This is a genomic window from Zobellella endophytica (assembly GCF_003012775.1).
GTDB lineage: Bacteria > Pseudomonadota > Gammaproteobacteria > Enterobacterales > Aeromonadaceae > Oceanimonas > Oceanimonas endophytica.
This window is the reverse complement of sequence record NZ_PXYG01000002.1, coordinates 168,667-195,166: the sequence shown is the minus strand read 5'-3', so window position 1 is coordinate 195,166 and position 26,500 is coordinate 168,667. Positions and strand designations below refer to the sequence as shown.

Genomic DNA, 26,500 nt, shown 5'->3' with positions numbered 1-26,500 from the left:
CATGTTTTACCTGAGGCCCGACACGGCACCCCGGGCCGAGACGCCGGACTGGCCGACGCTGTTCGACGCCCAGGCCCGCGGCGCCCGGGACTACCGGCTGCAGCGCTTTTACCGGGCCGGGTCGGTGAGCGGTGATACCCCCCTGGCGGAAGTGCCCTTCGTGGCGATGGATTTTGAAACCACCGGGCTCAACCTGAAGAAGGATGCCATCGTCAGCATCGGCCTGGTGCCCTTCAGCCTGCGCCGGATCCGCTGCCGTGAGTCCGCGCACTGGATCCTGAATCCGCACAAGCCGCTGGCCAGGGAGTCGGTGGTGATCCACGGCATCACCCATTCGGAAGTGAAGGCGGCGCCGGATCTGCTGCTGGTGCTGGACGAGCTGCTCTGCGCCCTGGCCGGACGGGTGGTGGTGGTGCACCATAGGAGCATAGAGCGCGGTTTTCTCGATATAGCGCTGAAGGCGCGGCTGAACGAGGGCATTCTGTTCCCGGTGGTGGACACCATGGATCTGGAAGCGCGCCTGCACCGGCAGAAACCGTTTGGGCTCTGGGCTCGGCTGCGGGGTAAAAAGCCGGTGTCGATCCGGCTGGCGGACAGCCGCCGCCGCTACCACCTGCCTTATTACCAGCCCCACCATGCCCAGACCGATGCGCTGGCGACCGCCGAGTTGCTGCAGGCCCAGGTGGCCTACCATTACCGCCCGGACACCCCGCTACGCGAGATCTGGCGCTGAATTCAGGGGGCGGTGGCGGGCAGGGTCCGGATCCAGCCGCTGCCGATGGCACTGAACGGCAGCTCCAGCCCCAGCCCGGGGACCCGCCGGGCCACCCAGGCCGGAAAGGTATTGCTGTTGGGGCCGGGAAAGACCCGGTATTCGTCCTTCCAGGGGTAGTCCCGCACCGCCTGTTCGATCTCGGTGATCAGCCGGTCCACCCCGTCACCGCGCTTGTCGAGCAGGACCTCCGGTTCTGCGCCGAACCAGTAGCGATCCGGATGCACTTCCTGAGCCACCCGCAGGGCCGACAGGCCACGCCGGGTGCGCCAGCCCACCACCTCGTAGACGGTGTAGCGGTCGGCATGGCTGGGCTTGACCGCAATCCAGGTATGAATGGCGAACCAGCCGCGCCAGCCCCAGGCATCGGCCCCGTAAACCTGGATCACCGCCTCCGGAGTGGTGGCCGGATCCGGCGCTATCCCGGCCGGTGCCCGGCTGGCCGACTGCCAGCCTTCCGCCGAGCAGGCGCCGAGGGTAGTCAGCAACAACAGCAGGATCAGTCTGGCCATGGTTTCGGCTCCATATGAAAAGAAGGAATACAGTAACGGACCCGCTCTCGCCCCGTTGTCATTCAGTCGGCCGAACTGGCCGGGTCCCGGGCCGGAGACACCGGCTGCTACAGCCGGAAGCGGGGCTCGTTGTTGTCTGCGTCATCCTCGTCGGGCAGCTTGAGCACCGGCTCGACCCGGCCGCGGCCGCTAGCGACGGCGGAGGGCGCGACCGGCTGGCGCTTGATGGCCGCCAGGATTTCCTCGCGCAGTGCTTCCGGGGTGGGCCAGTCCTTGGGCGACAGGTGGATCAGCGGCAGACCGGCGTCGCTGATGCCCTGCAGCAGCCGGTGCCGGTGGCGGCCGTCGGCCTCGCTCAGGCTGTCGTCCACCAGCGCCACCCCGACCCGGACCTTCAGATCCTTGGGCGAGCAGAGCACAAAGTCCAGCTTTTCGCCGTACAGGGCGTGCCAGGCCTGCTCCCTGTGGGCCTTTTTCAGCCGGGGATTCAGCTCCAGCAGGTCACAGAGGCGCACGGCGGCAAAGACCCGCAGCTCGCGGCCCATGGTGTGGTCGAGCAGGCGCAGGGCGGCGGCGGACTCGGGGCTGAACAGCAGTTTCTGCTGATAGGGATGTTTGGGAGCCCCCCGCCACAGCCGGCGCAGCAGGCCGAACAGCAGGAAAACGACCAGCAGGCTGACCAGGCTGAGCACCAGCCAGTCGAGCAGGGACACGGGAAGCAGATCAATCATAGGATGCAGGGTCTGTCGCTGAAAAGTGGGATCGATGCCGTCCCAGTGTAACAGAGGCGGGCGGATAAAATGAATCTTCCTCGCACCGTTTCGGGGCCGGTCCGCCGGGCGGAAGGGGGGAGGCGGATAACGAATATCGCACTGGCCGATGGCGGCGCTGGCTTGTCGCACGCCGGCCACCTATAATCCCCGCCATTAGAAAACCTTATCGAGGTCTGGATGTCCCGGCGACTACCCCCGCTCAATGCGCTCAAGGCATTTGAAGCCGCAGCCCGCAACCTGAGTTTTACCCGGGCGGCGGAAGAGCTGTTCGTGACCCAGGCGGCCATCAGCCATCAGATCAAGGGGCTGGAAGAATACCTGGGCATCAAGCTGTTTCGCCGGCGCAACCGCTCCCTGCTGCTGACCGAGGAAGGACAGAGCTACTTTCTGGAAATAAAGGACATCTTTTCCGCCATCTCCGATGCCACCGAGCGGCTGCTGGCGCGCAGCGCCAAGGGGGCGCTCACCGTCAGCCTGCAGCCGAGTTTCGCCATCCAGTGGCTGGTGCCCCGGCTGGTGCGGTTCAGCGAGGTGCACCCGGACATCGACGTGCGCATCAAGGCGGTGGATTTGGACGAAGGCTCGCTCACCGACGATGTGGACGTGGCCATCTACTACGGCAAGGGCAACTGGCCGGGACTGCGTGCCGACAAGCTACACACCGAGTACCTGATCCCGGTGTGCTCGCCGATGCTGCTGATGGGCACCAAGCCACTGAAAACACCGGAGGATCTGACTCGCCATACCCTGCTGCACGATACCTCGCGGCGGGACTGGAAGGCCTGGTTCAAGCAGCTCGATATCCAGGCGGCCAATGTCAACCAGGGGCCCATCTTCAGCCACTCGTCGATGGTGATCCAGGCCGCCATCCACGGCCAGGGGGTGGCCCTGGGCCACAGCGTGCTGACCCAGCCGGAGATCGACGCGGGCCGGCTGGTGTGTCCCTTCGAGCAGGTGTTGATGTCCAAGAACGCCTATTACCTGGTGTGCCACGAATCCCAGGCGGCGCTGGGCAAGATCGCCGCCTTTCGCGAATGGATGCTGGCCCTGGTGACCAAGGAAGAAAAACAGAAGGCAGTGAACGGATGAGCAAGGTACTGTTCAACGGTTCCGACCAGGCGCCGAACCGGGTGCTGCTGGCCCACGGCGCCGGCGCGGGCATGGAGCACCCGGTGATGGCGAGCCTGGCCGAAGGGCTGGCGGACGCGCACATCCAGGTGATCCGTTTCGAGTTTCCCTATATGCAGAAGAGCCAGCAGGACGGCCGCCGCCGACCGCCAGACAGGGAACCGGTGCTGCTGGACTGCTGGCGGGACATGGCGGCGGCCTTCGCCCATCCCCGGTTGTTCCTGGCGGGCAAGTCGATGGGCGGGCGCATGGCCTCGCTGGTGGCCGACGAACTCTCGCCCCGGGGACTGCTCCTGCTGGGCTTCCCCTTTCATCCCCCGGGCAAGCCGGAACGCTTTCGCGGCCAGCACCTGGCCAGCATCGCGACTCCGACCCTGCTGGTGCAGGGAGAGCGGGACAGCTTTGGCAACCGCGACGCCGTGGCCGGCTATGACCTGGCCGACGGGGTGGAAACCTGCTGGGTCAGGGATGGCGATCACGGCTTCAGCCCGCGCAAGTCGTCGGGTACCACCCTGGCGCGCAACCTGGCGCTGGTGGTGGCGCAGATGAGGAGTTTTGTTCTTGCTGACTAAATGGTGGTTTTACCTGGCGGGGCTGTCCGGCCTGAGCGCCACCGCCCTGGGCGCCTACGGTGCCCACGGCCTGGCCGGCAGTGGCGTGTCTGCCGCCCAGCTCGCGGCCTTCGGCACCGCGGTACAGTATCAGTTCTATCACGCGCTGGCGCTGCTGCTGGTGAGCCTGGCGCTGCGCTACAAGGCGGTGGCCGGTCTGCACTGGGCCGGCGCCGGTTTCGCCCTGGGCACCCTGTTGTTCAGTGGCAGTATTTACGCCCTGGTGCTGCTCGGCAGCAGGGGCATTGCCTGGCTGACCCCTGTGGGCGGCCTGTGTTTTATGGTGGGCTGGCTGAGCATACTGCTGGCTGGTCGTGCCTGGTTGAGGTCTGAATGAAACAGTTATTGATTTATTGCCGCCCCGGTTTCGAGAAAGAGGCGGCAGCGGAAATTCAGGACAGGGCGGCGACAATGGGTTGTCCTGGTTTTGCCCGCGCCAAGGACGACAGCGGCCATGTGGTTTACGAATGCTTCCAGCCGGAAGACGGTGATCTGCTGGCGCGTAAGCTACCGTTCCGGGAGCTGATCTTCGCCCGCCAGATGCTGGTGGTGTGGGCCGAACTGACCGAGCTGCCGCTGGAGGATCGCATCGGCCCCATACTGGCGGCGGCCGAGGGCATGCCCCTGTGCGGCGATATCCGGGTGGAAACCCCAGACACCAACGAGGGTAAGGAGCTGTCGCGTTTTTGCCGCAAGTTTACCGTGCCGGTACGCCAGGCGCTGCGCGGCAAAGAGCTGCTGACCCGGGCCGAGGCCCGCAACAGGCCCACCCTGCACCTGTTTTTCCTGGCCAACAACCGGCTGATGCTGGGTTATTCCTATTCCTACAACCACTCGCCCTTCCACATGGGCATTCCCCGGCTGCGCTTTCCCGCCGATGCGCCCAGTCGTTCCAGCCTTAAGCTGGAAGAGGCCTTCCATGTGTTCATTCCCCGGGAGGAGTGGGAAACCCGGCTGACTTCGGGCCTGCGCGCGGTCGATCTGGGGGCGGCGCCCGGCGGCTGGACCCACCAGCTGGTGGCCAGGGGCATGATGGTGGCGGCGGTGGACAACGGCCCCATGAGCCCCTCGCTGATGGAGACCGGCCAGGTCAAGCACTATCGGGAAGATGGCTTCAAGTTCCGGCCGGTGCGCAAGAACGTGTACTGGCTGGTGTGCGACATGGTGGAAAAACCGGCCCGGGTGGTGGCGCTGATGGCAGACTGGCTGCTCAGCGAAGACTGCCAGGAGGCGATGTTCAACCTCAAGCTGCCGATGAAGAAACGCTACGCCGAGGCGGTGTACAACCTGCAACAGCTGAAGGACAAGCTGGAGGAGCTGGGCGGCTTTCAGGTGCAGGCCAAGCAGCTGTATCACGACCGGGAAGAGATCACCGTGCACGTGTTCCAGCCGCGCAAGGTGTCAAAACTTGTACCTAAGGTCTAGGCCGGACTCGTCGTCGGTCACCTTGAGGTCGATTTCCAGCCGGTTGCGCGGATCGGTCGGCCGGATGCTGAGTTTGACCCCATCCCCCCGCAGCCGCAGCGACGCCTTGTAGCGACGGCCGTCGAAGTTGAGATTGGGCCTGTAGTCCTTGAGCGACAGGCTCACCGAGCTTTGCGGGGTCAGCTGCAGCCGCGGATAGGCGGCCAGCCGTGCGCGGCCTTCTTCGTTTTCCCTGAGCTCGATGTCCAGTCCGTAGCGCCGGGGCTGCTCGCCGATCATGCTCGGGGGATTGAGGGTAAAGCGCCATTCCGGGTCGTTGGCCAGCAACGGCAGGGGAAGTAGCCAAAAGATGAGAACCAGCCGTCCGTCCATGAGCGGTGCCTCATTAAGCGATATCACTAACTATAGCAGCGCCGGACCGGCGGGGGCGGGATTAAAGCGGCTCCCGGGCGGGAGCCGCGAGCCGGTTACAGGTTGGCGATAATGGCCTGGGTGAACTCGGTGGTGCTGGCGTTGCCGCCCAGATCCCGGGTGACCGTCTTGCCTTCGGCGATGGTCTTGCGCACCGCCTCGCGGATCCGGCGGGCCTTATCCTGCATCCCCAGGTGCTCCAGCAGCTGGATGGAAGCCAGGATCACCGAACAGGGGTTGGCGATGTTCTGGCCGGCGATGTCCGGCGCGGAGCCGTGCACCGCCTCGAAAATCGCCACTTCCTTGCCGATGTTGGCGCCGGGCGCCATGCCCAGGCCACCGACCAGGCCGGCGCAGAGATCCGACAGGATATCGCCGAACAGGTTGGTGGTGACGATGACATCGAAGCGCTCGGGGTACATCACCAGGTTCATGCAGGCGGCGTCCACGATCATCTCGTTGGTTTCGATGTCCGGATAACGCTGGGCGACTTCCCGGGCCACGTCCAGGAACAGGCCGGAGGTGGACTTCAGGATGTTGGCCTTGTGCACTATGGTGACTTTCTTGCGTCCTTCGTTGCGGGCCAGCTCGAAGGCGAACACCACGATGCGCTCGGCGCCTTCGCGGGTGATGATGCTCATCGCCTCGGCGCTGGCGTTGTCGTCGGCGCGCTTCTGGCCGGCACCGGAATACATGCCTTCGGTGTTCTCGCGAATGGTGATGATGTCGATGTTCTCGAACCGGCTCCTGGTGCCTTCGAAGGAGACCACCGGACGGACGTTGGCATACAGGTTGAAGAGCTTGCGCAGGGAGACGTTGATGGAGGTGAAGCCGCCGCCAACCGGGGTAGTCAGGGGGCCTTTCAGGGTAATCTTGTTCTTGGCTATCAGGTCGAGGGTGTCTTGGGGGAGAAGTTCACCGTGTTTTTCCAGGGCTACCAGGCCTGCGTCGGCGTAGTCGTAATGAAAGTCACAACCGGCGTGATCCAGGATTTGCAGGGCGGCATCGATAATGCTGGGACCAATACCATCGCCCGGGATCACGGTAATACTGCGTTTACTCATGGGCAGCGTTCCGTTATCAGTTTATAAAGGTAGGGGAAGTTGTGTTGCCCCGCTTTTATAACATTTTTGCCGCTTTTTGCCTATGGCTCTTTAGTCGAAGGCCGGTATCGCAGATCCTTCAGGTTGAAGCCCAGCTCAATATCATCCACCAGTTTCACCAGCTGCCTGGCGAGTAATGCTTCATTCTTATGCAGGTGAACGATTTTTTCCTCTTTCGCTACCGGGGGCGTGACCAACAGAGTGTCCAGGTTGCCGAATTGTTGCAACAGCGTCTTCGCCCGCTTGGGGCCGATGCCCGGCACCCCCCTGATCTGGCTGCCGGACTGGCCGGTCAGCGCCCAGTAATCGACCAGTTGCTCGGGGTCGAGGCCATGGTGCTGCCGTACATGAGCCGCGTCCAGCCAGCGCTGATTAAAGTGATCCCAGATGCGGATATGGGGATCGAGCAGCTGGCAGAAGCCCTTGTCGGTGGAGACGATCAGCGTTTTCCCGGCGTGCCGGGACAGCCGCCGGGCCAGGGTGGCGATCAGATCGTCGGCTTCGTCGGTGTCGGAGAGCAGGGCGTCGATCCCCAGCCGCCACAGTCCCTGCTGCAGCTGGCCGAGGTAACCGGCGAGCTCGGCGGGCATGGGCGTGCGGCCCGCCTTGTAGTCCGGGTACAGACGGTGGCGAAAGCCGACGGGCGCGCCGTCGAACACCGCCACTACGTGGCTGGGAGCGAATTGGCCGAGCAGCCGGCCGGCGGCATGGTTCAGGGCCGCGCCGGTGGCCGCCAGCCGGGTGGCCGGGTCCGGGTGCCGGTTTTCCTGAACCGCGTAGAGCCGGCGGATAAGATTGAGGGCGTCGAGAATAAGCAGTTGCATAGGCCGGAAGGAGGAGGCCGGGCGGGGCCCGGTCTCATCGTCGTTATCGGTTGATCTGGTAGCAGGGCACGTACTGGGCGCCCGGCAGTTTCATGCGCTGCTGTTCCACGAACTGTTGCAGCAGCTTGTCCATCATCTTCATCAGCTTGGGATCGCCATTGATCAGGAAGGGGCCCTTCTTCTCGATGGCGCGAATGCCGCCTTCCTTGACGTTGCCCGCCACTATACCGGAAAAGGCCCGGCGCAGGTTGGCGGCCAGCTGCTGCGGGGCCTGCTCCCAGTGCAGGTTGAGATTGGCCATGCTGTCATGATCCGGCAGAAACGGCAGCTGGAACTCGGGCTCTATCTTCAGCGACCAGTTGAAGGAGTAAGCGTCGCCCACCGACTTGCGGTAGTCCCGCACCAGCGGCATGGCGCTCTTCACCCGCCGCGCCACTTCGGCCGGATCATCGATGATGATCTGGTACAGCGACTGGGCATCGGGCCCCAGGGTATTGCCGATGAACTCATCGACGCTGCGGAAATAGCTGGCGCTTTCCTTGGGCCCGGTGAGGATGATCGGCATGGGCTGATGGCGGTTTTCCGGGTGCATCATGATGCCGAGGATATAGAGGATCTCCTCGGCGGTACCCACGCCGCCGGGGAAGATGATGATGCCGTGAGCCAGGCGGACGAAGGCCTCCAGCCGTTTTTCGATGTCCGGCAGTATCACCAGCTCGTTGACGATGGGATTGGGTGGCTCGGCGGCGATGATCGAGGGCTCGGTCAGGCCGATATAGCGGCTGCCGCTGACCCGCTGCTTGGCATGGCCCACGGCGGCGCCCTTCATCGGGCCTTCCATTGCCCCCGGGCCACAGCCGGTGCAGATGTTCATCTCCCGCAGGCCCAGTTCGTTGCCGACTTCGCGGGTATACTGGTACTCCACCGGATTGATGGAATGGCCGCCCCAGCAGACGGCCAGGTTGGGATCCACCCCCGGATGCACCGCCCGGGCGTTGCGCAGGATGGCGAACACCAGATCGGTAATGTGCAGGGAAGCGGTCAGGTTGAACTGGCCCTGGCTCTGCAGCTGGCTGTTGACGTAGATGATGTCGCGCAGCACCGAGAACAGGTGATCCTGGATGCCGCGGATGATGTCGCCGTCGACGAAGGCGTGCTCGGGTGGATTGAACAGCTCCAGCTTGACCCCTCGTTCGCGCCGGATCACGTTGATATTGAACGACTTGTAGCGTTCGAGTATCTCCTTGGAGCTGTCGGTCTTGCTGCCGGAGTTGAGTACCGCCAGGGCACAGTTGCGAAACAGCTGATACAGATCGCCGGAGGCGGACTGTTTCAGGCGATCGACTTCGAGTTGCGACAGCAGGTTCATGCTGCCGACCGGATTGATATGGGTGATCATCGCCACTCCCGTGAATTAAGGTGATGTGTTCAGGCCACGACTATCTGATTGCGTCCCGCGCGTTTGGCTTGGTACAGGGCCTGGTCGGCGCGCTCCATGGCTGAAGTGGTGCAGTCCCCTTTCCTGAGCAGGGTGGCACCGATGGATGCGGTGATGGTGACGCGCTCGTCTTTGAATCGAAACGGAATATTCTTGATTTGCTCCCGCAGTTTTTCCAGTGGTTTTTCGAGTTTGTCCGGGTTGACCCCGGGCAGCAGGATCACGAACTCTTCGCCGCCGAAGCGGGCCACGAAGTCGGATTCCCGCAATGACTTCTGAATGATGCGGGCAATCAGGCGCAGGGCCTTGTCGCCGGCGAGGTGTCCGTAGTTGTCGTTGATTTCCTTGAAGTGATCGATATCGAGCAGGGCGATGCAGAGCGGATCCTGGTGGCGCAGCCAGCGCCGGTATTCCACTTCCAGCCGCTCTTCCATGGCGGCTCTGTTGTAAATCTGGGTCAGGTTGTCGATGAACAGTTTCTCATTCTGGGCGCTGAGCCGCTGTCTGTATTGCGCGGTCTCGTTTTTCAGCTCGTTGATCTGCTGTTCCATGGCGTTCATGCGGTTGAGCAGGGACTGCTCCCGCTCCTGCAACCGTTCGTGCTGGGCCATGATATGGGTGATGCTGCGCATGCGCAGCTCGATTTCCTCTTTCAGCCGGGCATTGCTCTGGCTGACCAGATGTTCGCCGATGGCCCTGAGCTCGCCGGCGATATGGTGGCCATGATGGGTGCGGGCATCGAGCAGGGCCTGGCCCTCGCTGAGGGAAATGGCAACGTTATGATGCATTTCACCGAGGTTTTCGTTCAGTTTGAGGAGAAAGGTCGCCGAATTCTGGCGTTCTTGCCGGCACCCTTCTATGGTGAGCTCGATCAGGCGAAGGCAGAGCGGGGGCAGGGCCGATATGCTGACCTGCTGTAGTAACTTTTGCTGTATCTTGCCGAGCTCATCGCCGATTTCACCGGAAAAATGCAATTCATCTATGAGTTGCTGCAGCTTGGCGCAGAGCTCGTGGTGATGGCTTTGGCAACGGCGTTCCTGCTCGACCAACTGGCGCAGGGCGGCATGGTAATACTCCAGCAGCGCCCAGATATGGGGCTGATGGTCGTCCCCGTCCAGGCGAACGAGCTCGGCCAGCAGGTTGTCGGTGTGGGCCGAGCGGAACGGCGACTGCTCCAGCTCGCGCGTCGCCTGCTGAAGTTTCTGGCCATCCACCTGTTGTTTGCGGCCGAACAGCAGGGCGGCATGGCGCAGCCGCTCCAGCAGTTGCTCAAACTCTGCCGCCAGGCCGGTGTCGGACCGGGGCGGGGGGGGCGGCTCTGCGCTTTTTTCCTTCTGGCCCGGAAACAGCTTTTGCCAGTGTTCGAGCAGGCTGCCGAGGGGGGCGGGCTGGGGCGGCGGTTGGCCGGCCCGGGAAGGCATGGCCACCTGACCCTCGTACTGCCGCAGATGGGGGAGCATATCGCCCAGTTTTTCAATAACCGATGCCAGTTCCATTAACATCTGTTTATCGTTGATATCGTCCATTATTCACCATTAAACCCGAGCGCAGGCGGGCCTGTGAAAATTATATTAAGGCTGCTGGCTCGGGTGCCAGGGCACGCCAGTCAATCTGTTGTTTTTTATGTGAACTGTTTACCTTGACCAGCCCTTTCAGAATAGCCCGGATACAGCAGTGGCGAATATCGCCATTGAAAAAAGCGGCCTGCTGGCAGTCTACCGCCAACAGCTCCACCCAGGCCAGTTCGCCGGTCTGTTCGGCCAGCTGGTGGGCGGCCGCCATGGCCAAGTAAAGAATATCTCCCAGTCGCATGTCGTCCAGGGCATGGGGGGCTTTGGGCAGGAACGGATGTCCGATAATACCGATAGCCAGGCGGCGATCAAGCTCGAAATTGCAGGGAAATTCAGCAAACATCCGCTCCAGGCTGGACAGGGTCTGGTGCAGATCCACCACCTGGCGCTGGGAGATCACGTAGATGAACTGGCCTTCGCGCAGGTCGTAGATCCGGGCCTTGGGATGAATGCGCCCCTGCAGGTAGTCGCCCAGCTTTTTCTGGATCTGACGGGCGTGATCCAGCCCCAGCCGTTCGCTGAGATCCGCCATGAAGGGCACGTGCAGCAGGAAGTAGTAAATCTTGTCGTTGAAGGGCTGCGCTTCGGTTTCATTCAGATACCACTGTTCCGAGCGCTGTTGGCGTTTGGCCATTTCCTGGGGCAGCCGCTGCATCAACTGGCGCCAGTTGGGCAGGCCGGTCCTGGGCTCGAGTTGCAGCGACTGGTGCAGCTCCCGGTTCTCCTGCTGTAGCCGGCGACTGCGAATATGGTTGCGCACCAGACCATAGAGCAGCAAGGGTGCGATCAGGCTCAGGCTGGTGGCCAGCAGAGCGAAGCGCTGCCGGTCCTGTTGCAGCAGTTCGTTTTGCCGGCGCAGCTCGGCCAGTTCCCGCTCCTGTTGCAACTGCTGATCGCTTTCCTGGACCAGGCTCTGGGTGAGCAGCCGGTTGAGTTGCGAGGCCCGCTCGTAGTAGGCATGAAACGCCTTCTGGTGGTGCAGCGCCTGGGTCATGTTGCCGCTGCCTTCGAACAGCCGGGCCAGCAGGCGGTGACTTTCGATCAGGCGGGGCACGTCGTCTTGCTGCTCCGCCAGTTTACGGGCCTGCTCCAGCTGCAGCAGGGCGAGCCCCGGTTCCTGCTGTTCCTGATGCAGTTGGCCCAGTTGCAACAGGGTGTCGGTCTGGCGGGGAATGTCCTGATTGAGCTCGAAGCCGGTACGGGCCAGGTTGAGGTAATGCCGGGCCTCGGCAAAGGTTTTCAGGTGCCGGTAGGACTGGCCGATCTCCAGGTAAAGCCGGGCCATCAGTTGGGTGTCGCCCTGGACCCGGACCAGGTCGAGGGCATTGAAAAAATACACCAGGGCCAGGTTGGCATCGCCGCCGGCCCGGGTGACCCGCCCCAGGTTGAGCAGGGAGCCGATCAGCAGCGGACTGTTGCCCAGCAACTCAAATTCGGTGGTGGCCAGGTTGGCGTAGTGTACCGCCTGCTCGCCGTCGCCCTGGTTGGCGTAAAGGGTGGCGGCCTTGTCCGCGGCCATCGCCTTGAGATAGTACTGGCGGCGCTGGCTCAGCAGATCCAGGGTTTCCACGAAATGGGACAGGGCCAGCTCGCCCTGTTGCAACAGCAGGTAATACTCGCCCAACTGGTAATTGGCCCAGGCCTGGAGGGTACTGTCGCCCTGCTTGAGCGCGGCGAGCCGTATCTGCTCGAACCCGGAGCGGGCCTCATCGTATCGTTGCTGGCCGAGCAGGGTGGCGGCATCCAGCAGTTGCCAGGATTGTCGCAGCGGGTCGGGCTCGTCGTCTTCGGCGGGTGCCGGCAGCAGGGGCATGGCGTTGTCCAGCAGCTGCCGGGCCTGCGCGGGCTGCCGGCCGGCCAGGGCCAGCTTGGCCTTGAGCAGCAGGCTGGCGGCTTGCACCTCCGGCTGCCGGTGGCGCCTGGCCAGTTCGATGGCCTGGTTGATGCTGACATCGGCCGGCAGCAGCAGACCTTCATTGGCCTGGCACAGGGCCTGGATCTGCCAGGCGGCGAAGGTCTGCTCCCGGGTGCGGTAAAGGCGGGCCTGCTCCTGGTGATCGAAGTCCTGCCGCGAGCTTATCATCTGCGCCGGATCCGCTTCCTTGCGTTGCAGGAAGTAGTTGGTCAGGGCGACGCACTCGTTGGGACGGCTCAGCATGAGCTGTCGCGCCCGCTGCAATTCAGTGGGCTCGGGTTGGTATGGGGACAGCGCGGGCGCGCCGGCCAGATGCGATACCAAAACGGCGACAGACAAGATCACAATAACGATTACCGAAAAATGCAGTGAGACAGGCAGTTTACGGAGCCGGCCGGGCTGAGTCCAGTTGTGGCGACCGTCCGGCCGGGGTAATGTGCGCTGGCCCGGGGCTCGGTTTACTGGCGCAGCAGCCGGACATTGGCCGCCTTGCCGGCCACGTTGCTGCGGTAGGGATTGATGTCCAGGCCGCCACGACGGGTATAGCGGGCATAAACGGTGAGCTCCCGGGGGCGGCAGTGCTGCATCAGATCCATGAAGATGCGCTCCACGCACTGTTCATGGAATTCGTTGTGCTGGCGGAAGGACACCAGGTAGCGCAGCAGGGCGTCCCGGCGTATTTTCGGGCCCTGGTAGCGGATCATCACGCTGCCCCAGTCGGGCTGGCCGGTGACCAGGCAGTTGGACTTGAGCAGGTGGGAATGCAGGGTCTCGTGTACCTCGAGCGGCTCGGTGGCGTCGTTCAGCAGGCTGTCGTCGGGCTGGTAGCGGTCGATCTCGATATCCAGATCGTCGATGCAGTCGCCGGGCATGACCCCGAACTGGGCGGGGGCGGCGCCCAGCTCGTAGAGCCGCACCCTGACCCGGCCTTCGGCACAGAGCGACAGATCCCGGGTGAGGATGTCGGCCACCTCGTCCATGCTGTCGAACTTGCTCTGATTGAAGCTGTTCAGATACAGCTTGAACGACTTGGACTCGATCAGGTTGACGCTGGTGGCGGGAATATGCACTTCGCCCATGGCCACCACCGGTTTGCCCCGAGGGGTGAGCCAGGAGAGTTCGTACAGGTTCCACAGGTCTTCGCCGCCGAAGGGCAGGTTGTCGGCGGTGAGGCCGAGATCGTCCCGGTTCAGGCTGCGCGGCACGGGTTGCAGCTGGCCGGCGTCGTATTCGCACACGTAGCTGCTGTGTTTGCCCAGGGGCAGGGCATCCAGTGCCTGGCTCTGCTGGTATTTCTGTTCGGGTGTCATTTCGGGTTCCGGTTGCTAGAATGCGCCTATCTAGGCCTTATTGTGGGACTTTGGCATGCAAGATCAAGTGGAGATGGCGCTCGGCGAGTTGTTCGAACGATGCCGGCGCACCGGCCAGGGGCTGCTGGCGGTGCATGATCCGGCGGCGCCATCCCCGGCCGAACTGTTGCCGGCCCACCAGGGGCGGGTCGGCTGGCAGCCCTGGCGCCGTCCCGAGCCCGGCCGCTTCGACAATGTCGCCGATGCCCTGGCGATGCAGGTGCATCCGAGCCTGGGCGCCTTCTATGGCCATTACTTCGCCGGCAACCTCGAAGTCTGTTTCAAGGGGCTCTTTCTCAGCCTGCTGCAGCCCTGGAACCAGGACGACTACGAGCGGCTGCAGCAAAACCAGATCGGCCATCAGCTGATGCTGCGCAAGCTGGGGCTGCCGGCGAGCTGGTTTATTGCCTCCTGCCGCGACGAGCAGCGCCTGGTGACCCTGGACAACACCAGCGGAGAAGTGTTGCTGGAGCGGCTGGGGAAAGGCCGGATCGGCGTGCTGGCGCCGAGCCTGGCCAGCTTTCTGCGGCGGCTGGAGCCCTGTTAAGGGCTCAATCCTTGAAATCCCAGGACAGATTGGACACCAGCCGGCAGGGCTCGCAGATAAAGTCGAAGATCTCATGTACCGGCTCGGCCAGTTGCCAGGCGCCGCCACAGCCGGGGCAGGGACGTTGTCGTTCATGCTCCAGACTGTCTCCGCCCACCCGGTACAGATAATAGAAGGTGGGCACCCGGGTCAGGTATTCGATGCGCTTGGCCAGATCCCGTCCGCGCCGGGCCAGCCGGCTGTCGGGCTCACTCAGCTCGAGCACGGCACCGTGCTCGAGGATGGAGCCGTTCATCTGCAGCTGATCGCAGGCTTCCCAGTCTTCCTGCCACTTCAGCACCTGCTTGAAATCCCCGTTGGCCACCGGCGGTATCCGGTACAGCGGGACAGGGGCGAAATGCTCGCCGCAGCGCAGCGGCGAGCAGGTATGCAGATAGCTGGTGTACAGCACCTGCCAGCCGCGTTCCGCGCAGTGGTCGGTGGTGTCCGAATTCAGATCCTGGCCCCGCAGTTGTACCTTGGGGCTGGTCAGCCCGACCTGATGCAGCCGGGCGATGGCCTGTTCCACCTGGCGGCTGTAATGACGGGGATGCAGGCTGTCCTTTTCCGGGCAGACCACCCGGCTGCCGAGCCAGCCCTGGTGAATGGCGGTGGGAAACTCCCGCCCCAGGATTTGGCCGTTGTAGCGCAGTGCGTCGAGCAACTGACGGATGGCCGGCTCCGCCTCGGCCAGCTCGATATCCTGATAGCAGTCGAAACTGAGTTCGCAGATCCACATCAGCGCTTTTGCTCCAGCCACTGTTCCAGCCGGGCCACCCGGGCCTCCAGCTCGGCGACCCGGGCGGCCAGCTCCGGTTGCTGGCCGGCCGTTTCGGGTGCGGCCGGGGCGGGGTTGTCCGCCGCCGGCAGGCTGTCCGGCGACTGTTTGTAACGGCTGACCAGCTGCAGCAGCTGTGCCATGTTGACCGGTCCGTTCAGCCGGGCCTTGACCGAGGCGGTGGTGATGCTCTTGCCTTCACGCATCAGGCCGTGAATGGCGTTGATAATATCCTGGTTGGACATCTTGGCTCCGTTTGGGATTATCGCAGACTGGCATTGAGCTGATCGATGACTTCGGCCCAGTCCGAGTCGTTTTGCAGTCCCTCCTTCAGAAAACCGGCCTGGGCACGGCTCCAGAAGGGCGCATCCACCAGCTCGACGTCGGGTGGCAGCCGGTGCGAGCTCAGAAAGTGCTCAATGCCCTGGTGGCTGGCGTCCAGCCCCAGTTGCTCAAACAGTTCGCTGAAAGGGTGGGTAATATGTTCCATAACTGCCTCCTTTGACACCATGTCATTAAAGCATAGGCGATGGCGGCTCGCGCAACACCGGCAATGATACTTCCAGGGCTTTCAGGCCGCAAAGCCAGAGCGAGCCCTCATCGCGCTGCAGGCCGTCATGGCTGAATTCGAACTTGAACTGGGCCAGCAGCCGGCCGCGGCGCCAGACATAGCGGTAACGGTACACGCTCAGCAGCTGCAGCTGCTGCCGCCGGCAATAATGCTGCAGCCAGCGCTGGGCGAACTCGCTCTGTTGGCGCACCCGCCAGTAGCCGGCGGCGAGCAGGAACAGCGCCAGCAGCGCCAGCAGCTCAGCCACGGGCCGTGGCGAAGAGCTGGCCGATGGCGTCCCGCAGCGGGGCCGGCAGGGCCGGGTTGTGCAGGTTGGCCAGGATCAGCGGGCGCAGCGCCGGGGTGGCGACCAGTTCGGCGAACAGGCCGTTGAACAGCGTGGGGTGGTGCTCGGCGAGCTGAGCCAGGTACTGTAGCAGCAGGGATTCGTCGGTCAGCTCCTGCCACAGCCGGGCCGCCAGCGCCAGCATCAGCGGGCGGCCCGGGGCCAGAGTCAGCAGGCTGGCGATCTTCCGGCTGCGGGCCGGGAAGGGGGCGCAGCCGGCGGTGGCGCGCAGCAACAGGCTGATGCGCTCTTCATCCGGGGTCTGTCGTTCCTGCTCGATGCTGATCTGCGCCAGCAGCACGGTGGCCAGGGCTGGCGGCAGCGGCTGCTGTTCGCACTGGCTCAGCAGCGCCTGCTGCACCGGCGGCGGCAGCCGGAACAGCCGCTGGCCCAGCTGTTGCGCCAGCGCCGGCTCGGTGGCCAGGCGGGCGGCCAGGTCCGCCAGGCCCTGCAGGCCGAGCTGCTGCCAGTCGCGCCGCTCCGGGGCCTGCAGATATTCCAGCACCGGCCGGTAGTAGGCGGAGGGCGGCAGCCCCAGGTCCTGGCTCAGGCGGGCGTGGAAGGCGGCCAGCTTGTCCTGGGCGGGCTGAAAGGTGAAGGGGGTCTGGGCCAGCCGCTGCTGTTGTTCGTCGCTGAGCGGGGCGCCCGGATCCTGGCCCAACTGCTCCACCAGGGCGGACAGGAAATGCTTGATGGCGGCCTGGTTGAGCAGCCCCCGTTCGTCCAGTGGGATCTTCAGAAACCAGACGTAGCGCTGCGCGCCGGCGCCCTGCTGCCAGTAGCTGACCGCCAGCCAGGCGTGCCGCTGCAACGGCCAGGGGTAGGGCCGCTGGCCGGCCTCGATGGTGGCGAAGTCTGCCCGGGGCAGGGGCTGTAAACGGCGGCCCAGATCATAGAGGCGAAACTCGGTGCCCGCCTGGGTCAAAAACTCGCTGAGGGTATCTATCTGCATGGGCTCCTCCTGTCGGCCAGGGCGAATTATAGGGAGTCGGGCAGCAAGATGGTATAGTACGCCGGTATTTGAAGAGGAACCCGACCATGCATGCCGACCCCCAAGCGCTGCTCCATGCCATAGAGCGCGAACTCAAGCTGCTGTCCTGGTGGCAGGCGGTGCCGCCTGCCCCCGAGGCGCTGGCCAGTGGCGAGCCCTTTTGTCTGGACACCCTGACCTTCCCCCAGTGGCTGCAGTTCGTGCTGCTGCCGCGGATGCAGGCGCTGCTCGATGCCGAGGCGCCGCTGCCGACCCGGATCTCGCTCTATCCCATGGCGACGGAAAGCTTCAAGGAACTGGCCGAGGACACCCGGGCGCTGGAAGAGGCCATCGCCCGCCTGGACGAAGCCCTGTCCGGCCAACGGGTGCCGCGCCAGGAATGACGATTTCGGTGGTTTACGAGGACGATTGGCTGGTGGCGGTCAACAAGGCCGCCGGTTTGCTGGTGCACCGCAGCTGGCTGGATCGGCACGAGACCCGCTTCGCCATGCAACTGACCCGGGATGCGGTGGGCTGCCACGTGTTTCCGGTGCACCGGCTGGACCGGCCCACCTCCGGTCTGCTGCTGTTTGCCAAGAGCGCCGAGGTGGCCCGTACCCTGACCGACAGCTTCGCCGGGCGGCAGGCCGCCAAGGAATACCTGGCGGTGGTACGCGGCTACATGCCGGAGCAGGGCAGCCTCGATTATTCCCTCAGCCATCGGCCGGACGCCATCGCCGACAAGTTCGCCGCCACCGACAAGCCGGCGCAGCCGGCGGTGACCCATTGGCAAAGCCTGGCCCGGATCGAGCTGCCCTTCGCCGTGTCGAAGAAACATGCCACCAGCCGTTACAGCCTGGTGCGGCTGATGCCGGAAACCGGACGCAAGCACCAGTTGCGCCGGCACATGGCCCATCTGTTTCACCCTATCGTGGGCGATACCACCCACGGTGACGGCCGCCACAACCGTTTCTTCCGCGAGCATTATGGCTGCGAGCGGCTGCTGCTGCATGCCGCCCGGCTCCGGCTGGCGCATCCGGTCACGGCGGCGCCGCTGGCGCTGACGGCGGCGCCGGACCCGGGCTGGCAATCGCTGATTTGTGAGTTCGGTTGGAAAAGGGCGCTCGATTAGTGTGCCCCTGTCGGGTTAGGATCTGTGTTTTCAGCCGCTTAGACTCAGTTTGTGACACTTCAGCCCCTACTCGATCGTATCAACCAGCAAGCCCGCCGGCATTTCGGCCAGGGGGTGGTGGCCGACTATATCCCGGCCCTGGCCCGGGTGCCCGCCGAACGTTTCGGCATTGCCCTGTGCACCCCGGAAGGAGAACTCTACAGCAGCGGCGATGCCGCCGAGCCATTTTCCATCCAGAGTATTTCCAAGGCGTTCGCCCTGGCCATGGCCCAGCAGCGCTACGGGGATGAACTCTGGCGGCGGGTGGGCAAGGAGCCGTCGGGCAACGCCTTCAACTCCCTGGTGCAGCTCGAGTTCGAGCAGGGCATTCCGCGCAATCCCTTTATCAACGCCGGCGCCCTGGTGGTGGTGGATGCGCTGAGTTCGCGGCTGTCGGCCCCGGTGCACGCCTTTCTGGAGGCCATGCGCCTGCGCGCCGGCAACCCGGGGCTCCGCATCGACCACAAGGTGGCGGATTCCGAATACGAGCACCGTTTCCGCAATGCGGCCATGGCCAACCTGATGAAGAGCTTCGGCAACTTCGACAACGAGGTCGACGAGGTGCTCAGGGCCTATTTCAGTTATTGTGCCCTGTCCATGAGCTGTGTCGATCTGGCCCGGGCCTTCGGTTTTCTGGCCCATGGCGGCCGTTGCGTGATCACCGGCGAGCCGTGGCTGTCCCGGCTGCAGACCCAGCAGCTCAACGCCCTGCTGTTTACCTCTGGGCTCTACGACGCGGCCGGGGACTTCGCCTATCGGGTGGGCATGCCTGCCAAGTCGGGAGTGGGCGGCGGCATAGTGGCGGTGGTGCCCGGGCGCTTCACCGTCTGCGTCTGGTCGCCGGAGCTGAACGGTTACGGTAATTCGGTGGCGGGGATCTGGGCGCTGGAAGAGCTGTCCCGGGCCCTGGACTTACGACTTTTCTGACAGGAGGAAACGATGGCGGCAGTGGAGATTATTATCGGTACCGTATACGGCTCGGCGGTGCTGGTGGCCGAGACCCTGGAGCAGGCGCTGCTCGATGCCGGGCACAGCGTCCGGCTGCATGAGGATGCGGTGCTGGCGGAGCTGGACAAGGATCGGTTGTGGCTGGTGGTTACCTCCACCACCGGCCAGGGCGACCTGCCCCCCAACCTGATCCCGCTGTTCGAAGAGCTGCGCGAAAGCAGCCCGCCGCTTCCCGGGCTGCGCTACGCGCTGGTCGCCCTCGGCGACAGCAGCTACGACAACTTCTGCGGCGCCGGACGCCAGTTCGACGAGCTGCTGCAGGAACTGCAGGCCCGGGCCATCACCGAACGGCTGGAGGTGGATGCCACCGAGACCCTGGAGCCGGAAGAGCCGGCGCTGGCATGGCTGCAGGGCTGGATGGGAGACATATAGAGCTTGAAGCTTGAAGCCTGAAGTTGGAAGGGGTGTAGATTCGCTTCCGGCTTATTCCTTCGCCACCCGGATACCGTCTTCTTCTATCCGGATCAGCCCCTTCTTGTACAGGCCGCCGATGGCTTTCTTGAAGGTGCCCTTGCTGATGCCGAACAGCCGGAAGATGGTGTCCGGATCCGTCTTGTCACTGACTCGCATCACGCCGCCGGATTGCGCCAGTTTGTCGAGGACCGCCTGGGCGGCGTCGTCCACCTTGCCCGGACCCGGCTTGAACAGGGTCAGATCGAGCTTGCCGTCGTCGCGCACCTGTTTCACATAGCCCCTGGTGGCCAGGCCGGTGGGGACTCGGCCCGAGACATCGGACTTGAACACCAGGCCCCAGAACCGGTTGTCGACGATGGCCTTGAAGCCGAGCTGGGTGTGCTCGGCGATCAGCAGGCCGACCTCATCCCCCGCCTGGTAAGGGGGCCGCTCCCGGCTGACGAAGCTGTCCAGCTTGCTGCTTGCCACCATGCGGCCTTCATGATCCAGATAGAGGTACACCACATAGTGGCGGCCTTCGTGCATGGGCTGGGACTGCATGCGCTGGGGCACGAAGATGTCCTTTTTCATGCCCCAGTCGAGGAAGGCTCCCAGCCGGTTGGTGGTGACCACCTTGAGCGAGGCGAACTGGCCGACCCTGGCCCTGGGCTTCTCGGTGGTGACCACCGGCGCCAGATCCGCATCCAGGTAGATGAATACCGCTATCTCGTCGCCCGGTTGGCAGTTGGCGGGCAACTGGCGGCGGGGCAGGAAGGCTTCGCCGTAGGTGCCGGCGTCCAGCCAGCCGCCCTTGTCGTCCAGTCGCAGCAGGGGCAGGGTATTGTCGTCGCCAAGCTTGATCATGGTGGTTACCGTCGTCGCAAAAGGCGGATCTTAGCTTGCCGAGGCGGGAAAGACCACAACCATGAAACGGGGGGTTTTAAAATGGAAAAATTAAACTCTTAAAATTCAACTAATTATGAGGTATCAATTGCCGCGGCCAGTAGAAATACTGCTACAATCGATAAAGCTTGACGGCAGCGTCGGTAATGCAGACGACGTTTTATCCCGGCATGGCGCAGCTCCTGGCTGATTGCCCCGCCCATGAGCAGGAGCCGAGAACAGCATGACCCACGACCAAATCATCATCCTTGCCATTCTTTTTATCACCATGCTCATGTTTCTGTGGGGCCGCTGGCGCCACGACATGGTGGCAGCGGGGTCTCTGTTGGCCTGTATTCTGACCGGCTTGGTTCCCGCGGAAGATGCGTTCAATGGCCTGAGCCATCCGGCGGTGATTACGGTCGCCTGCGTACTGGTGCTGAGCCGGGGCTTGCAGACGTCCGGTGCGGTTGACGTACTGACTCGTCAGTTGTTGCCGATCAAGGCCGGAACGACCCTGTCCATCGCCGCGCTCACCGGACTCGGTGCCATACTGTCGGCCTTTATGAACAACGTCGGTGCCTTGGCGTTACTGATGCCGGTCGCCATTCAGACCGCCCGGCGCCAGGAGCTGCCCCCGGGACGGGTACTGATGCCATTGGCCTTCGGTACCATATTGGGCGGGATGACCACCCTGATCGGCACGCCTCCCAACCTTATCGTGTCCGGTTTTCGCGCAGCGACCGGTTCCAGTGCCTTCGCCATGTTCGATTATACACCGGTTGGATTGGCGGTGGCGGTGCTGGGGGGGGCGTTTGTGGCTTTGATCGGCTGGCGGCTGGTGCCGGAGCGCAAGCAGGCCGGGGTGGAAGGGTTTGATTCCGGCGCTTATATCACCGAGGCTCGTGTTCCCGAAGGCTGCAAGGCCGAGGGACAGACTCTGCGCGAGATAGAACAGGCTCTGGAACAGGCCGACGCCCAGGTATTGGGCCTGGTACGCAACGAAGTTCGGGTGACTCCCCCCAATCCTCGCCGACGAGCGCGGGCCGGAGATATTCTGATTATTGAAGCCGAGGCTGAAACCCTCGCCAATGCCTTGTCCAGCCTCGGTCTTAAGCTGGAAGAGGCCAAGCCGGCTAAGAATGAGTCGAAGAAAAAGGACGCAGGTACGGAAGCCGAGAATGACGAGCAGGAGGAAACAAGTGAGTCTGTATCCGAGCCATCCGATGAAATCGTATTGATGGAGCTCGTCATTCTGCCCAACTCCGATCTGCTTGGCCGCTCTGCGCGAGGTATCCAGCTGCGTACCCGTTACGGGGTTAACCTGCTGGCGGTGTCACGCCAGGGACAGCGTTCGGTGACAAGGCTGCGGGCGCTCGTATTTCAAGCCGGTGATCTGCTGCTGATGCAGGGGGCTCCCGAGGCACTCTCCGAGTTTGCGACCAGCGCCGGTTGTGTGCCCCTGGCAGAGCGTGACCTGCGGATCCCCGATAAGGGCAAGGCATTGACTGCCGCCGCCATCATGGCGACGGCGGTGGGGGCTGCCGCCTTCGGTATTCTGCCGGCAGCGGTGTCGTTCGCCGCCGGTGTGCTGGCTTCCATGGCGCTACGTACGGTACCGCCACGCTCGGTATACAGTGCCGTGGACTGGCCAGTGGTGGTGTTGCTCGGTGCTCTTATCCCGGTAGCCGGCGTGATGGAGTCCACTCATACCGCTCAGCTGATTGCCCGCCTGCTGTTGGATGGTGTGGCTCAGGGACATGCCATCGTGGCGCTGGCGCTGATCCTGGTCGTGACCATGACCCTGTCGGATTTGATGAATAATGCGGCGACGGCGGCGGTCATGTGCCCTATTGCCATCGGTACTGCCAACCAGCTGGGAGCGAACGCGGATCCTTTCCTGATGGCGGTGGCCATCGGTGGCTCCTGTGCCTTTCTGACACCGATAGGGCATCAGAACAACACTCTTATCCTGGGGCCTGGCGGCTTTCATTTTGGCGACTACTGGCGTCTGGGCTTGCCCTTGGAACTGCTGGTGGTACTGGTCAGCATACCCATGTTGTTGTGGGTATGGCCGCTCTGAGCGGGCGCTGGGGCAACGGGCACCCTAGGGAAAAGAGCGGTACGGCGCCATTGTTCGGCCATCATTAAGGCAAATGGATTGGGATTCTTATGAATCCCTTTCGGTGAAAAGCAGACTGACCATGACGAGGACATCACCATGCATAACGAACTGGATAGCAAGGTCGTACTGGAGGTTTTTGAAAAGATTCAGCGTCTGGGCGAGCCCTACGAGGATGGCCATATGCTGGAGGGAATAGTGGCGCGCAGCGATTTCGACGGTTACAGCGTCAACCTGTCCGGCAGCGGGGTCAGCCTGCAGCTCAACTTCCACCAGAGCTATCATTTCGATTACGACAGCGAGCAGGCCAAGGCGCGCTTCATGGCCAAGGTCGACTACATTCACCGCCATTTCAATGACCGATAAGGACGCCGCCGTGTCCGGACCGACACCGGAGCGCGCCCATGCCGGTCCCGGCCCGGATGAGAAGAACTGGGCTATGTTCTGCCATCTTTCGGTCTTCGCCGGTTTTATCATTCCGCTCGGCAACATCATCGCCCCGCTGGTGCTGTGGCTGATGAAACGCAGGGCGTCGGGATATGTGGACCACCATGGCAGGGAGGTGCTGAATTTTCAGATAACCCTGCTGCTGGCCATGGTGGTGTGCTGGCTGCTGGCCTTGGTGCTCATCGGTTTCGTGCTGATGGCCGTGCTCGGCATCGCCGCCCTGATCCTCACCATCGTCGGCATCGTCAAGGCCAGCCGGGGGGAATATTACCGTTATCCGTTCAGCCTGCGGCTGGTGAACTGAGCGGCGGCGCCCGGCCTGCTCCGGGAGCCGTGCTGTTGGGGCTAGATCTTGCGCGCCTTGACGCTGCGGCCCTTGATCTTGCCCTGCTGCAGGTGCTTCAGCGCCTGGCGGGCCGCATCCCGGTGTACCGCCACGTAGGACTGCATTTCCGTGATGTCGATCTTGCCCACCTGGCTGCCGGCGATGCCGGCCTCGCCGGTCAGGGCGCCGAGGATGTCGCCGGCGCGGATCTTGATTTTACGGCCGCCGGCAATGCACAGGGTCACCATTTCCGGTTGCCGTGGTGCCGCGCCGCCGTTCAGCTCGGCCAGCCGGCCCTGGGGAATGGGTGCCTGCTGGTATTCTTCGACCATGTTGACCCGGTAGGCTTCCTTCGGGCTGTAGAGGGTGAGGGCCAGGCCCTGCTGGCCGGCGCGGCCGGTACGGCCGACCCGGTGCACATGCACTTGTGGATCCTGGGTGACTTCGTAGTTGACCACCATCGCCAGTTCCTTGATATCCAGGCCGCGGGCGGCCACGTCGGTGGCCACCAGCACATTGGCGCTGCCGTTGGCGAAGCGGATCAGCACCTGATCCCGCTCTTTCTGCTCCAGATCCCCGTTCAGGGCCAGGGCGGCGAAGCCCAGGCCGTTGAGGTGATCGGCCACCTCCTGGCAGGCGCGTTTGGTATTGCAGAACACCACGCAGGAGACGGGCGCATAATGGCCGAGCAGGGTGGCCAGAGCCTGCCGGCGCTGTTCGGGCGCCACCTCGTACAGGGTCTGTACGATGGCGTCAGCCCGTTGCGGCTCGGCCACCGACACCTGTTCCGGCTGCCGCTGCAGGCCCCGGCTCATCTGCTCTATGCCCTCGGGATAGGTGGCGGAGAACAGCAGAGTCTGGCGCCCCCTGGGGGCGAAGGCGACCACCCGCTGGATGTCGTCGGCAAAGCCCATGTCCAGCATGCGATCTGCCTCGTCCAGCACCAGGGTGTTGAGGCCGTCCAGTTGCAGGGTGCCTTTGTCCAGGTGCTTGAGCAGGCGGCCCGGGGTGCCGACCACTATGTGCACACCGCCGGCCAGAGCGGTGAGCTGGGGACCGTTGGGCGAGCCGCCGCACAGGGTGACCAGGCGGACGTTGGCCATGGCCCGGGCCAGGCGGCGCAGCTCCCGCGCCACCTGATCCGCCAGCTCCCGGGTGGGGCACAGCACCATGGCCTGTACCACCAGCCGGTTGACATCCAGCCGGGCCAGCAGGCCCAGTCCGAAGGCCACCGTCTTGCCGCTGCCGGTACTGGCCTTGGCGATCACGTCCTTGCCGGCCAGCACCAGGGGTAGACTCTGGGCCTGAATGGGCGTCATTTGGGTGTATTCCAGGCTGCTCAGGTTGTCGATCAGCGCGGGGGCCAGGGGCAGGGCGGAGAATTCGGTATGGTTCACGGCAAGCTCTTGATATCGGGTAAATGGGGTGCCGAAAGGCGGGCGCGCATTGTAGCAGAAAAGTGGATGCGGCTGCGGTTTTTTGCAGCGGCAAAAAAACGTCTTCCGGGGGAGAGGGTTTGCTTGAAGGACAGGCTGGAAAAAACGGGGAAAGAAGGCAGGCTGCTGACAACCCTTCGGGCTTATTTAAACACGCAACACCCATGCCAAAACAGGCGGACAAAGGGAACGGCTCCACCGACCGTCACATGCCATGGGGCGTGAAGCGCCTTGCACCGCCGCCAGCATCGCGAAGCTATGATACGGCGGTTTCCGCGAAATCCGGTATGTGCGAGCGTACATGGGGCGAGCTTGTCTCGCCGTGACGAGTCGTTTCAGCCTGACCGAACATCCGGTGAATGTTCGCAGCAGGCTGAAAAGGCGAGTGTCAGCTTTTGAAGCGGGTCGGCGAAGTCGGCCTTTTGGCCGACTCCTGCCCGTGAAACAGACGGTGTCGTCATCAAACCGAGGGGGCGGCAGGGCCGCCCCCGGGCTAGCGGCTTAATTAGTTGTGCTTGTGCAGCTCGGCGTTCAGTTCGATCGCGGACTTGTTGGTTTTCACCTCGATGCGGCCGTTCTGGGAATTACGACGGAATAGCAGGTCGTTTTTGCCGGCCAGCCCGGCGGCTTTAATGGTCTGTACGTCGTGGTTCTGATCATCCAGCACGGTGACTTTCGAGCCGGCAGTGATGTAGAGACCAGACTCGATGGTGCAACGATCGCCCAGGGGGATGCCCAGGCCGGCGTTGGCGCCCAGCAGGCAGCCTTCACCCACGGAGATAACGATGTTGCCGCCACCGGACAGGGTACCCATGGTAGAGCAGCCGCCGCCCAGATCCGAGCCGTTGCCCACCACCACGCCCGCGGAGATGCGGCCTTCAACCATGCTCACGCCCAGGGTGCCAGCGTTGAAGTTGATGAAACCTTCATGCATGACGGTAGTGCCTTCGCCCACGTGCGCCCCGAGACGGATACGGGAGGCATCACCGATGCGCACACCGGCCGGGACCACGTAATCGGTCATTTTCGGGAACTTGTCGACCGAGTTGACGCTGATGGTGCGGCCCTGGGCACGGGCGGCCAGTTGGCGGCTGGCCAGTTCATCTACCGCGATGGCGCCCTCGGAGGTCCAGGCCACGTTGGGCAGCAGGCCGAACATGCCGGACAGATCCAGACCGTGCGGTTTCACCAGGCGGTGGGAAAGCAGCGCCAGCTTCAGGTAAACCTCGGCGGTGTTGGCAGGGGCGGCGTCGGTTTCCAGTATGGTCACCACCAGTGGCTGGCGGGTGCCGGCCAGCACCTCTACGATCTCGGCCTGGGCCTGAGCCTTCACCGACAGGAAGGCCGCTCCCAGGTCTTTCAGCTGTGCCGCGCCGATTTCGATGGCCGCGTTGCCGCCCTGGTAACCTACTGTTGCCGCCACTGCCTTGATCAGCGCGTCATCGGCGTTCAGCAGCGGCAGGTTGTAGTAAACCTCCAGCCATTCACCCTTGGCGGACTTGGTGCCCACACCCAGACCGAAAGCAAAGTTTGCCATCCTGTTCACTCCGTTAATTTGTTTGAATTCCCGATCGGCTGACGCTCAGCGACCAGCCGGGTGTAAATCTGTTGCAGGCCGAGCCTTGCGGTTTGCCGAACGGTTCGGCGCAGTGCT

The 26,500-nt window shown here is 63.5% G+C and carries 30 protein-coding genes; 13 read left to right on the top strand and 17 right to left on the bottom strand.

The annotated features are described in order from the left end of the window. Nucleotide 1 precedes the first annotated feature (1 nt). Nucleotides 2-733, top strand: coding sequence for a 3'-5' exonuclease (locus C7H85_RS06085; RefSeq protein WP_106728828.1), 732 nt, complete (start codon nt 2-4; stop codon nt 731-733). Nucleotides 734-735: 2 nt separating this feature from the next. Here the strand turns inward: C7H85_RS06085 and C7H85_RS06080 are convergent, their stop codons facing one another. Continuing rightward, entirely contained in the window at nt 736-1,284 is a 549-nt protein-coding gene (locus C7H85_RS06080) for a DUF3750 domain-containing protein (RefSeq protein ID WP_106728827.1), read from the bottom strand. 107 nt (nt 1,285-1,391) lie between these two features. Beyond that, nucleotides 1,392-2,015 (bottom strand): DUF2726 domain-containing protein, encoded by a 624-nt coding sequence (locus tag C7H85_RS06075; protein WP_106728826.1) that lies wholly within the window; start codon nt 2,013-2,015, stop codon nt 1,392-1,394. Nucleotides 2,016-2,234: 219 nt separating this feature from the next. Here C7H85_RS06075 and C7H85_RS06070 point away from each other — a divergent pair, with 219 nt between their 5' ends. The 4 genes from C7H85_RS06070 to rlmM are packed head-to-tail and all read left to right on the top strand — an operon-like array spanning nt 2,235 to nt 5,221. Beyond that, on the top strand, nt 2,235-3,146 hold the full coding sequence (locus C7H85_RS06070) for a transcriptional regulator GcvA (RefSeq protein ID WP_106728825.1): 912 nt from the start codon (nt 2,235-2,237) through the stop codon (nt 3,144-3,146). Beyond that, on the top strand, nt 3,143-3,757 hold the full coding sequence (locus C7H85_RS06065) for an alpha/beta fold hydrolase (protein ID WP_106728824.1): 615 nt from the start codon (nt 3,143-3,145) through the stop codon (nt 3,755-3,757). Before C7H85_RS06070 ends, C7H85_RS06065 begins: the two co-directional genes overlap by 4 nt. After that, nucleotides 3,747-4,133, top strand: a complete 387-nt coding sequence (locus C7H85_RS06060) for a DUF423 domain-containing protein (RefSeq protein WP_210433583.1) — start codon at nt 3,747-3,749, stop codon at nt 4,131-4,133. Before C7H85_RS06065 ends, C7H85_RS06060 begins: the two co-directional genes overlap by 11 nt. After that, the gene (gene rlmM, locus C7H85_RS06055; RefSeq protein WP_106728823.1) at nt 4,130-5,221 is read left to right on the top strand and encodes a 23S rRNA (cytidine(2498)-2'-O)-methyltransferase RlmM; all 1,092 of its coding nucleotides are present in this window, start codon (nt 4,130-4,132) and stop codon (nt 5,219-5,221) included. Before C7H85_RS06060 ends, rlmM begins: the two co-directional genes overlap by 4 nt. Here the strand turns inward: rlmM and C7H85_RS06050 are convergent. The 7 genes from C7H85_RS06050 to queF all read right to left on the bottom strand — a co-directional run bounded on the left by C7H85_RS06050 (nt 5,198) and on the right by queF (nt 13,793). Then, the gene (locus tag C7H85_RS06050) at nt 5,198-5,593 is read right to left on the bottom strand and encodes a hypothetical protein (RefSeq protein WP_106728822.1); all 396 of its coding nucleotides are present in this window, start codon (nt 5,591-5,593) and stop codon (nt 5,198-5,200) included. The two genes, rlmM and C7H85_RS06050, sit on opposite strands and share 24 nt — an antisense overlap. A gap of 95 nt (nt 5,594-5,688) precedes the next feature. Next, a complete protein-coding gene (locus C7H85_RS06045) occupies nt 5,689-6,696 on the bottom strand; it encodes an isocitrate dehydrogenase (RefSeq protein ID WP_106728821.1) in 1,008 nt (335 codons plus the stop codon). A gap of 80 nt (nt 6,697-6,776) precedes the next feature. Beyond that, the gene (xni, locus tag C7H85_RS06040) at nt 6,777-7,559 is read right to left on the bottom strand and encodes a flap endonuclease Xni (RefSeq protein ID WP_106728820.1); all 783 of its coding nucleotides are present in this window, start codon (nt 7,557-7,559) and stop codon (nt 6,777-6,779) included. A gap of 43 nt (nt 7,560-7,602) precedes the next feature. Continuing rightward, nucleotides 7,603-8,958 carry a nucleotide 5'-monophosphate nucleosidase PpnN gene (gene ppnN, locus C7H85_RS06035; protein ID WP_106728819.1) on the bottom strand — a complete coding sequence of 452 codons (1,356 nt, stop codon included), beginning with the start codon at nt 8,956-8,958 and terminating at the stop codon, nt 7,603-7,605. A 29-nt stretch (nt 8,959-8,987) separates the two neighbouring features. Continuing rightward, nucleotides 8,988-10,499: a GGDEF domain-containing protein gene (locus C7H85_RS06030; protein WP_106729379.1), complete on the bottom strand. Its 1,512-nt coding sequence runs from the start codon at nt 10,497-10,499 to the stop codon at nt 8,988-8,990. A 64-nt stretch (nt 10,500-10,563) separates the two neighbouring features. After that, nucleotides 10,564-12,726: a tetratricopeptide repeat protein gene (locus tag C7H85_RS06025; protein ID WP_245879586.1), complete on the bottom strand. Its 2,163-nt coding sequence runs from the start codon at nt 12,724-12,726 to the stop codon at nt 10,564-10,566. A gap of 215 nt (nt 12,727-12,941) precedes the next feature. Continuing rightward, nucleotides 12,942-13,793, bottom strand: coding sequence for an NADPH-dependent 7-cyano-7-deazaguanine reductase QueF (queF, locus tag C7H85_RS06020; protein WP_106728817.1), 852 nt, complete (start codon nt 13,791-13,793; stop codon nt 12,942-12,944). Nucleotides 13,794-13,848: 55 nt separating this feature from the next. Between queF and C7H85_RS06015 the strand changes: the two genes are divergently transcribed. Beyond that, the gene (locus tag C7H85_RS06015) at nt 13,849-14,379 is read left to right on the top strand and encodes a SecY-interacting protein Syd (protein ID WP_106728816.1); all 531 of its coding nucleotides are present in this window, start codon (nt 13,849-13,851) and stop codon (nt 14,377-14,379) included. Between the two features lie 4 nt (nt 14,380-14,383). Here C7H85_RS06015 and C7H85_RS06010 read toward each other — a convergent pair whose 3' ends face one another. From C7H85_RS06010 to C7H85_RS05990, 5 genes are read right to left on the bottom strand one after another with little or no spacing between them, the layout of a single operon-like run. Further along, nucleotides 14,384-15,157, bottom strand: coding sequence for a Zn-ribbon-containing protein (locus C7H85_RS06010; protein ID WP_106728815.1), 774 nt, complete (start codon nt 15,155-15,157; stop codon nt 14,384-14,386). Further along, complete coding sequence (locus tag C7H85_RS06005) at nt 15,157-15,441, bottom strand: hypothetical protein (protein ID WP_106728814.1); 285 nt, start codon at nt 15,439-15,441, stop codon at nt 15,157-15,159. The genes C7H85_RS06010 and C7H85_RS06005 overlap by 1 nt, the downstream gene beginning before the upstream one ends. Nucleotides 15,442-15,458: 17 nt before the next feature. Next, entirely contained in the window at nt 15,459-15,686 is a 228-nt protein-coding gene (locus C7H85_RS06000; protein ID WP_106728813.1) for a DUF2789 domain-containing protein, read from the bottom strand. Between the two features lie 25 nt (nt 15,687-15,711). Next, nucleotides 15,712-16,014: a DUF3301 domain-containing protein gene (locus C7H85_RS05995; RefSeq protein ID WP_106728812.1), complete on the bottom strand. Its 303-nt coding sequence runs from the start codon at nt 16,012-16,014 to the stop codon at nt 15,712-15,714. Continuing rightward, nucleotides 16,007-17,044 (bottom strand): DUF3549 family protein, encoded by a 1,038-nt coding sequence (locus tag C7H85_RS05990; RefSeq protein WP_106728811.1) that lies wholly within the window; start codon nt 17,042-17,044, stop codon nt 16,007-16,009. Before C7H85_RS05990 ends, C7H85_RS05995 begins: the two co-directional genes overlap by 8 nt. An 86-nt stretch (nt 17,045-17,130) precedes the next feature. Here C7H85_RS05990 and C7H85_RS05985 point away from each other — a divergent pair, with 86 nt between their 5' ends. From C7H85_RS05985 to C7H85_RS05970, 4 genes are read left to right on the top strand one after another with little or no spacing between them, the layout of a single operon-like run. Continuing rightward, nucleotides 17,131-17,466, top strand: a complete 336-nt coding sequence (locus C7H85_RS05985; RefSeq protein ID WP_106728810.1) for a YqcC family protein — start codon at nt 17,131-17,133, stop codon at nt 17,464-17,466. Beyond that, nucleotides 17,463-18,194: a tRNA pseudouridine(65) synthase TruC gene (gene truC, locus C7H85_RS05980; protein ID WP_106728809.1), complete on the top strand. Its 732-nt coding sequence runs from the start codon at nt 17,463-17,465 to the stop codon at nt 18,192-18,194. Before C7H85_RS05985 ends, truC begins: the two co-directional genes overlap by 4 nt. Nucleotides 18,195-18,245: 51 nt before the next feature. Beyond that, nucleotides 18,246-19,160, top strand: coding sequence for a glutaminase B (gene glsB, locus C7H85_RS05975; RefSeq protein ID WP_106728808.1), 915 nt, complete (start codon nt 18,246-18,248; stop codon nt 19,158-19,160). A 12-nt stretch (nt 19,161-19,172) separates the two neighbouring features. Beyond that, entirely contained in the window at nt 19,173-19,613 is a 441-nt protein-coding gene (locus C7H85_RS05970) for a flavodoxin (protein ID WP_106728807.1), read from the top strand. 51 nt (nt 19,614-19,664) lie between these two features. Here C7H85_RS05970 and C7H85_RS05965 read toward each other — a convergent pair whose 3' ends face one another. Further along, entirely contained in the window at nt 19,665-20,498 is an 834-nt protein-coding gene (locus C7H85_RS05965) for a CvfB family protein (RefSeq protein ID WP_106728806.1), read from the bottom strand. 262 nt (nt 20,499-20,760) lie between these two features. Between C7H85_RS05965 and C7H85_RS05960 the strand changes: the two genes are divergently transcribed. From C7H85_RS05960 to C7H85_RS05950, 3 genes are all read left to right on the top strand, one after another. Beyond that, nucleotides 20,761-22,599 (top strand): SLC13 family permease, encoded by a 1,839-nt coding sequence (locus C7H85_RS05960; RefSeq protein WP_106728805.1) that lies wholly within the window; start codon nt 20,761-20,763, stop codon nt 22,597-22,599. Between the two features lie 138 nt (nt 22,600-22,737). Beyond that, nucleotides 22,738-23,004 carry a DUF3081 domain-containing protein gene (locus C7H85_RS05955; RefSeq protein WP_106728804.1) on the top strand — a complete coding sequence of 89 codons (267 nt, stop codon included), beginning with the start codon at nt 22,738-22,740 and terminating at the stop codon, nt 23,002-23,004. A gap of 10 nt (nt 23,005-23,014) precedes the next feature. Next, on the top strand, nt 23,015-23,389 hold the full coding sequence (locus C7H85_RS05950; protein ID WP_210433582.1) for a DUF4870 domain-containing protein: 375 nt from the start codon (nt 23,015-23,017) through the stop codon (nt 23,387-23,389). Nucleotides 23,390-23,430: 41 nt separating this feature from the next. On the opposite strand, the gene dbpA is transcribed toward C7H85_RS05950, so the two are convergent. Both dbpA and dapD read right to left on the bottom strand, forming a co-directional pair. Beyond that, nucleotides 23,431-24,807 carry an ATP-dependent RNA helicase DbpA gene (gene dbpA, locus C7H85_RS05945; protein ID WP_106728802.1) on the bottom strand — a complete coding sequence of 459 codons (1,377 nt, stop codon included), beginning with the start codon at nt 24,805-24,807 and terminating at the stop codon, nt 23,431-23,433. A gap of 544 nt (nt 24,808-25,351) precedes the next feature. Beyond that, the gene (gene dapD / locus C7H85_RS05940; protein WP_106728801.1) at nt 25,352-26,383 is read right to left on the bottom strand and encodes a 2,3,4,5-tetrahydropyridine-2,6-dicarboxylate N-succinyltransferase; all 1,032 of its coding nucleotides are present in this window, start codon (nt 26,381-26,383) and stop codon (nt 25,352-25,354) included. Between the last annotated feature and the right edge of the window lie 117 nt (nt 26,384-26,500).

What these genes read in the sequence shown, in the direction of transcription:
- truC (WP_106728809.1), top strand. Translation starts at nt 17,463, where the DNA reads ATGACGATTTCGGTGGTTTACGAGGACGATTGGCTGGTGGCGGTCAAC.
- C7H85_RS06070 (WP_106728825.1), top strand. Translation starts at nt 2,235, where the DNA reads ATGTCCCGGCGACTACCCCCGCTCAATGCGCTCAAGGCATTTGAAGCC.
- C7H85_RS06065 (WP_106728824.1), top strand. Translation starts at nt 3,143, where the DNA reads ATGAGCAAGGTACTGTTCAACGGTTCCGACCAGGCGCCGAACCGGGTG.
- queF (WP_106728817.1), bottom strand. Translation starts at nt 13,793, where the DNA reads ATGACACCCGAACAGAAATACCAGCAGAGCCAGGCACTGGATGCCCTG.
- dapD (WP_106728801.1), bottom strand. Translation starts at nt 26,383, where the DNA reads ATGGCAAACTTTGCTTTCGGTCTGGGTGTGGGCACCAAGTCCGCCAAG.
- C7H85_RS05965 (WP_106728806.1), bottom strand. Translation starts at nt 20,498, where the DNA reads ATGATCAAGCTTGGCGACGACAATACCCTGCCCCTGCTGCGACTGGAC.
- C7H85_RS05985 (WP_106728810.1), top strand. Translation starts at nt 17,131, where the DNA reads ATGCATGCCGACCCCCAAGCGCTGCTCCATGCCATAGAGCGCGAACTC.
- C7H85_RS06010 (WP_106728815.1), bottom strand. Translation starts at nt 15,157, where the DNA reads ATGTGGATCTGCGAACTCAGTTTCGACTGCTATCAGGATATCGAGCTG.
- xni (WP_106728820.1), bottom strand. Translation starts at nt 7,559, where the DNA reads ATGCAACTGCTTATTCTCGACGCCCTCAATCTTATCCGCCGGCTCTAC.
- C7H85_RS06080 (WP_106728827.1), bottom strand. Translation starts at nt 1,284, where the DNA reads ATGGCCAGACTGATCCTGCTGTTGTTGCTGACTACCCTCGGCGCCTGC.
- C7H85_RS06025 (WP_245879586.1), bottom strand. Translation starts at nt 12,726, where the DNA reads ATGCTGAGCCGTCCCAACGAGTGCGTCGCCCTGACCAACTACTTCCTG.
- C7H85_RS06085 (WP_106728828.1), top strand. Translation starts at nt 2, where the DNA reads ATGTTTTACCTGAGGCCCGACACGGCACCCCGGGCCGAGACGCCGGAC.
- C7H85_RS05960 (WP_106728805.1), top strand. Translation starts at nt 20,761, where the DNA reads ATGACCCACGACCAAATCATCATCCTTGCCATTCTTTTTATCACCATG.
- C7H85_RS06050 (WP_106728822.1), bottom strand. Translation starts at nt 5,593, where the DNA reads ATGGACGGACGGCTGGTTCTCATCTTTTGGCTACTTCCCCTGCCGTTG.
- C7H85_RS06030 (WP_106729379.1), bottom strand. Translation starts at nt 10,499, where the DNA reads ATGTTAATGGAACTGGCATCGGTTATTGAAAAACTGGGCGATATGCTC.
- C7H85_RS05990 (WP_106728811.1), bottom strand. Translation starts at nt 17,044, where the DNA reads ATGCAGATAGATACCCTCAGCGAGTTTTTGACCCAGGCGGGCACCGAG.
- C7H85_RS05955 (WP_106728804.1), top strand. Translation starts at nt 22,738, where the DNA reads ATGCATAACGAACTGGATAGCAAGGTCGTACTGGAGGTTTTTGAAAAG.
- C7H85_RS06005 (WP_106728814.1), bottom strand. Translation starts at nt 15,441, where the DNA reads ATGTCCAACCAGGATATTATCAACGCCATTCACGGCCTGATGCGTGAA.
- C7H85_RS06075 (WP_106728826.1), bottom strand. Translation starts at nt 2,015, where the DNA reads ATGATTGATCTGCTTCCCGTGTCCCTGCTCGACTGGCTGGTGCTCAGC.
- C7H85_RS06015 (WP_106728816.1), top strand. Translation starts at nt 13,849, where the DNA reads ATGCAAGATCAAGTGGAGATGGCGCTCGGCGAGTTGTTCGAACGATGC.
- rlmM (WP_106728823.1), top strand. Translation starts at nt 4,130, where the DNA reads ATGAAACAGTTATTGATTTATTGCCGCCCCGGTTTCGAGAAAGAGGCG.
- C7H85_RS05970 (WP_106728807.1), top strand. Translation starts at nt 19,173, where the DNA reads ATGGCGGCAGTGGAGATTATTATCGGTACCGTATACGGCTCGGCGGTG.
- C7H85_RS06000 (WP_106728813.1), bottom strand. Translation starts at nt 15,686, where the DNA reads ATGGAACATATTACCCACCCTTTCAGCGAACTGTTTGAGCAACTGGGG.
- C7H85_RS06045 (WP_106728821.1), bottom strand. Translation starts at nt 6,696, where the DNA reads ATGAGTAAACGCAGTATTACCGTGATCCCGGGCGATGGTATTGGTCCC.
- ppnN (WP_106728819.1), bottom strand. Translation starts at nt 8,958, where the DNA reads ATGATCACCCATATCAATCCGGTCGGCAGCATGAACCTGCTGTCGCAA.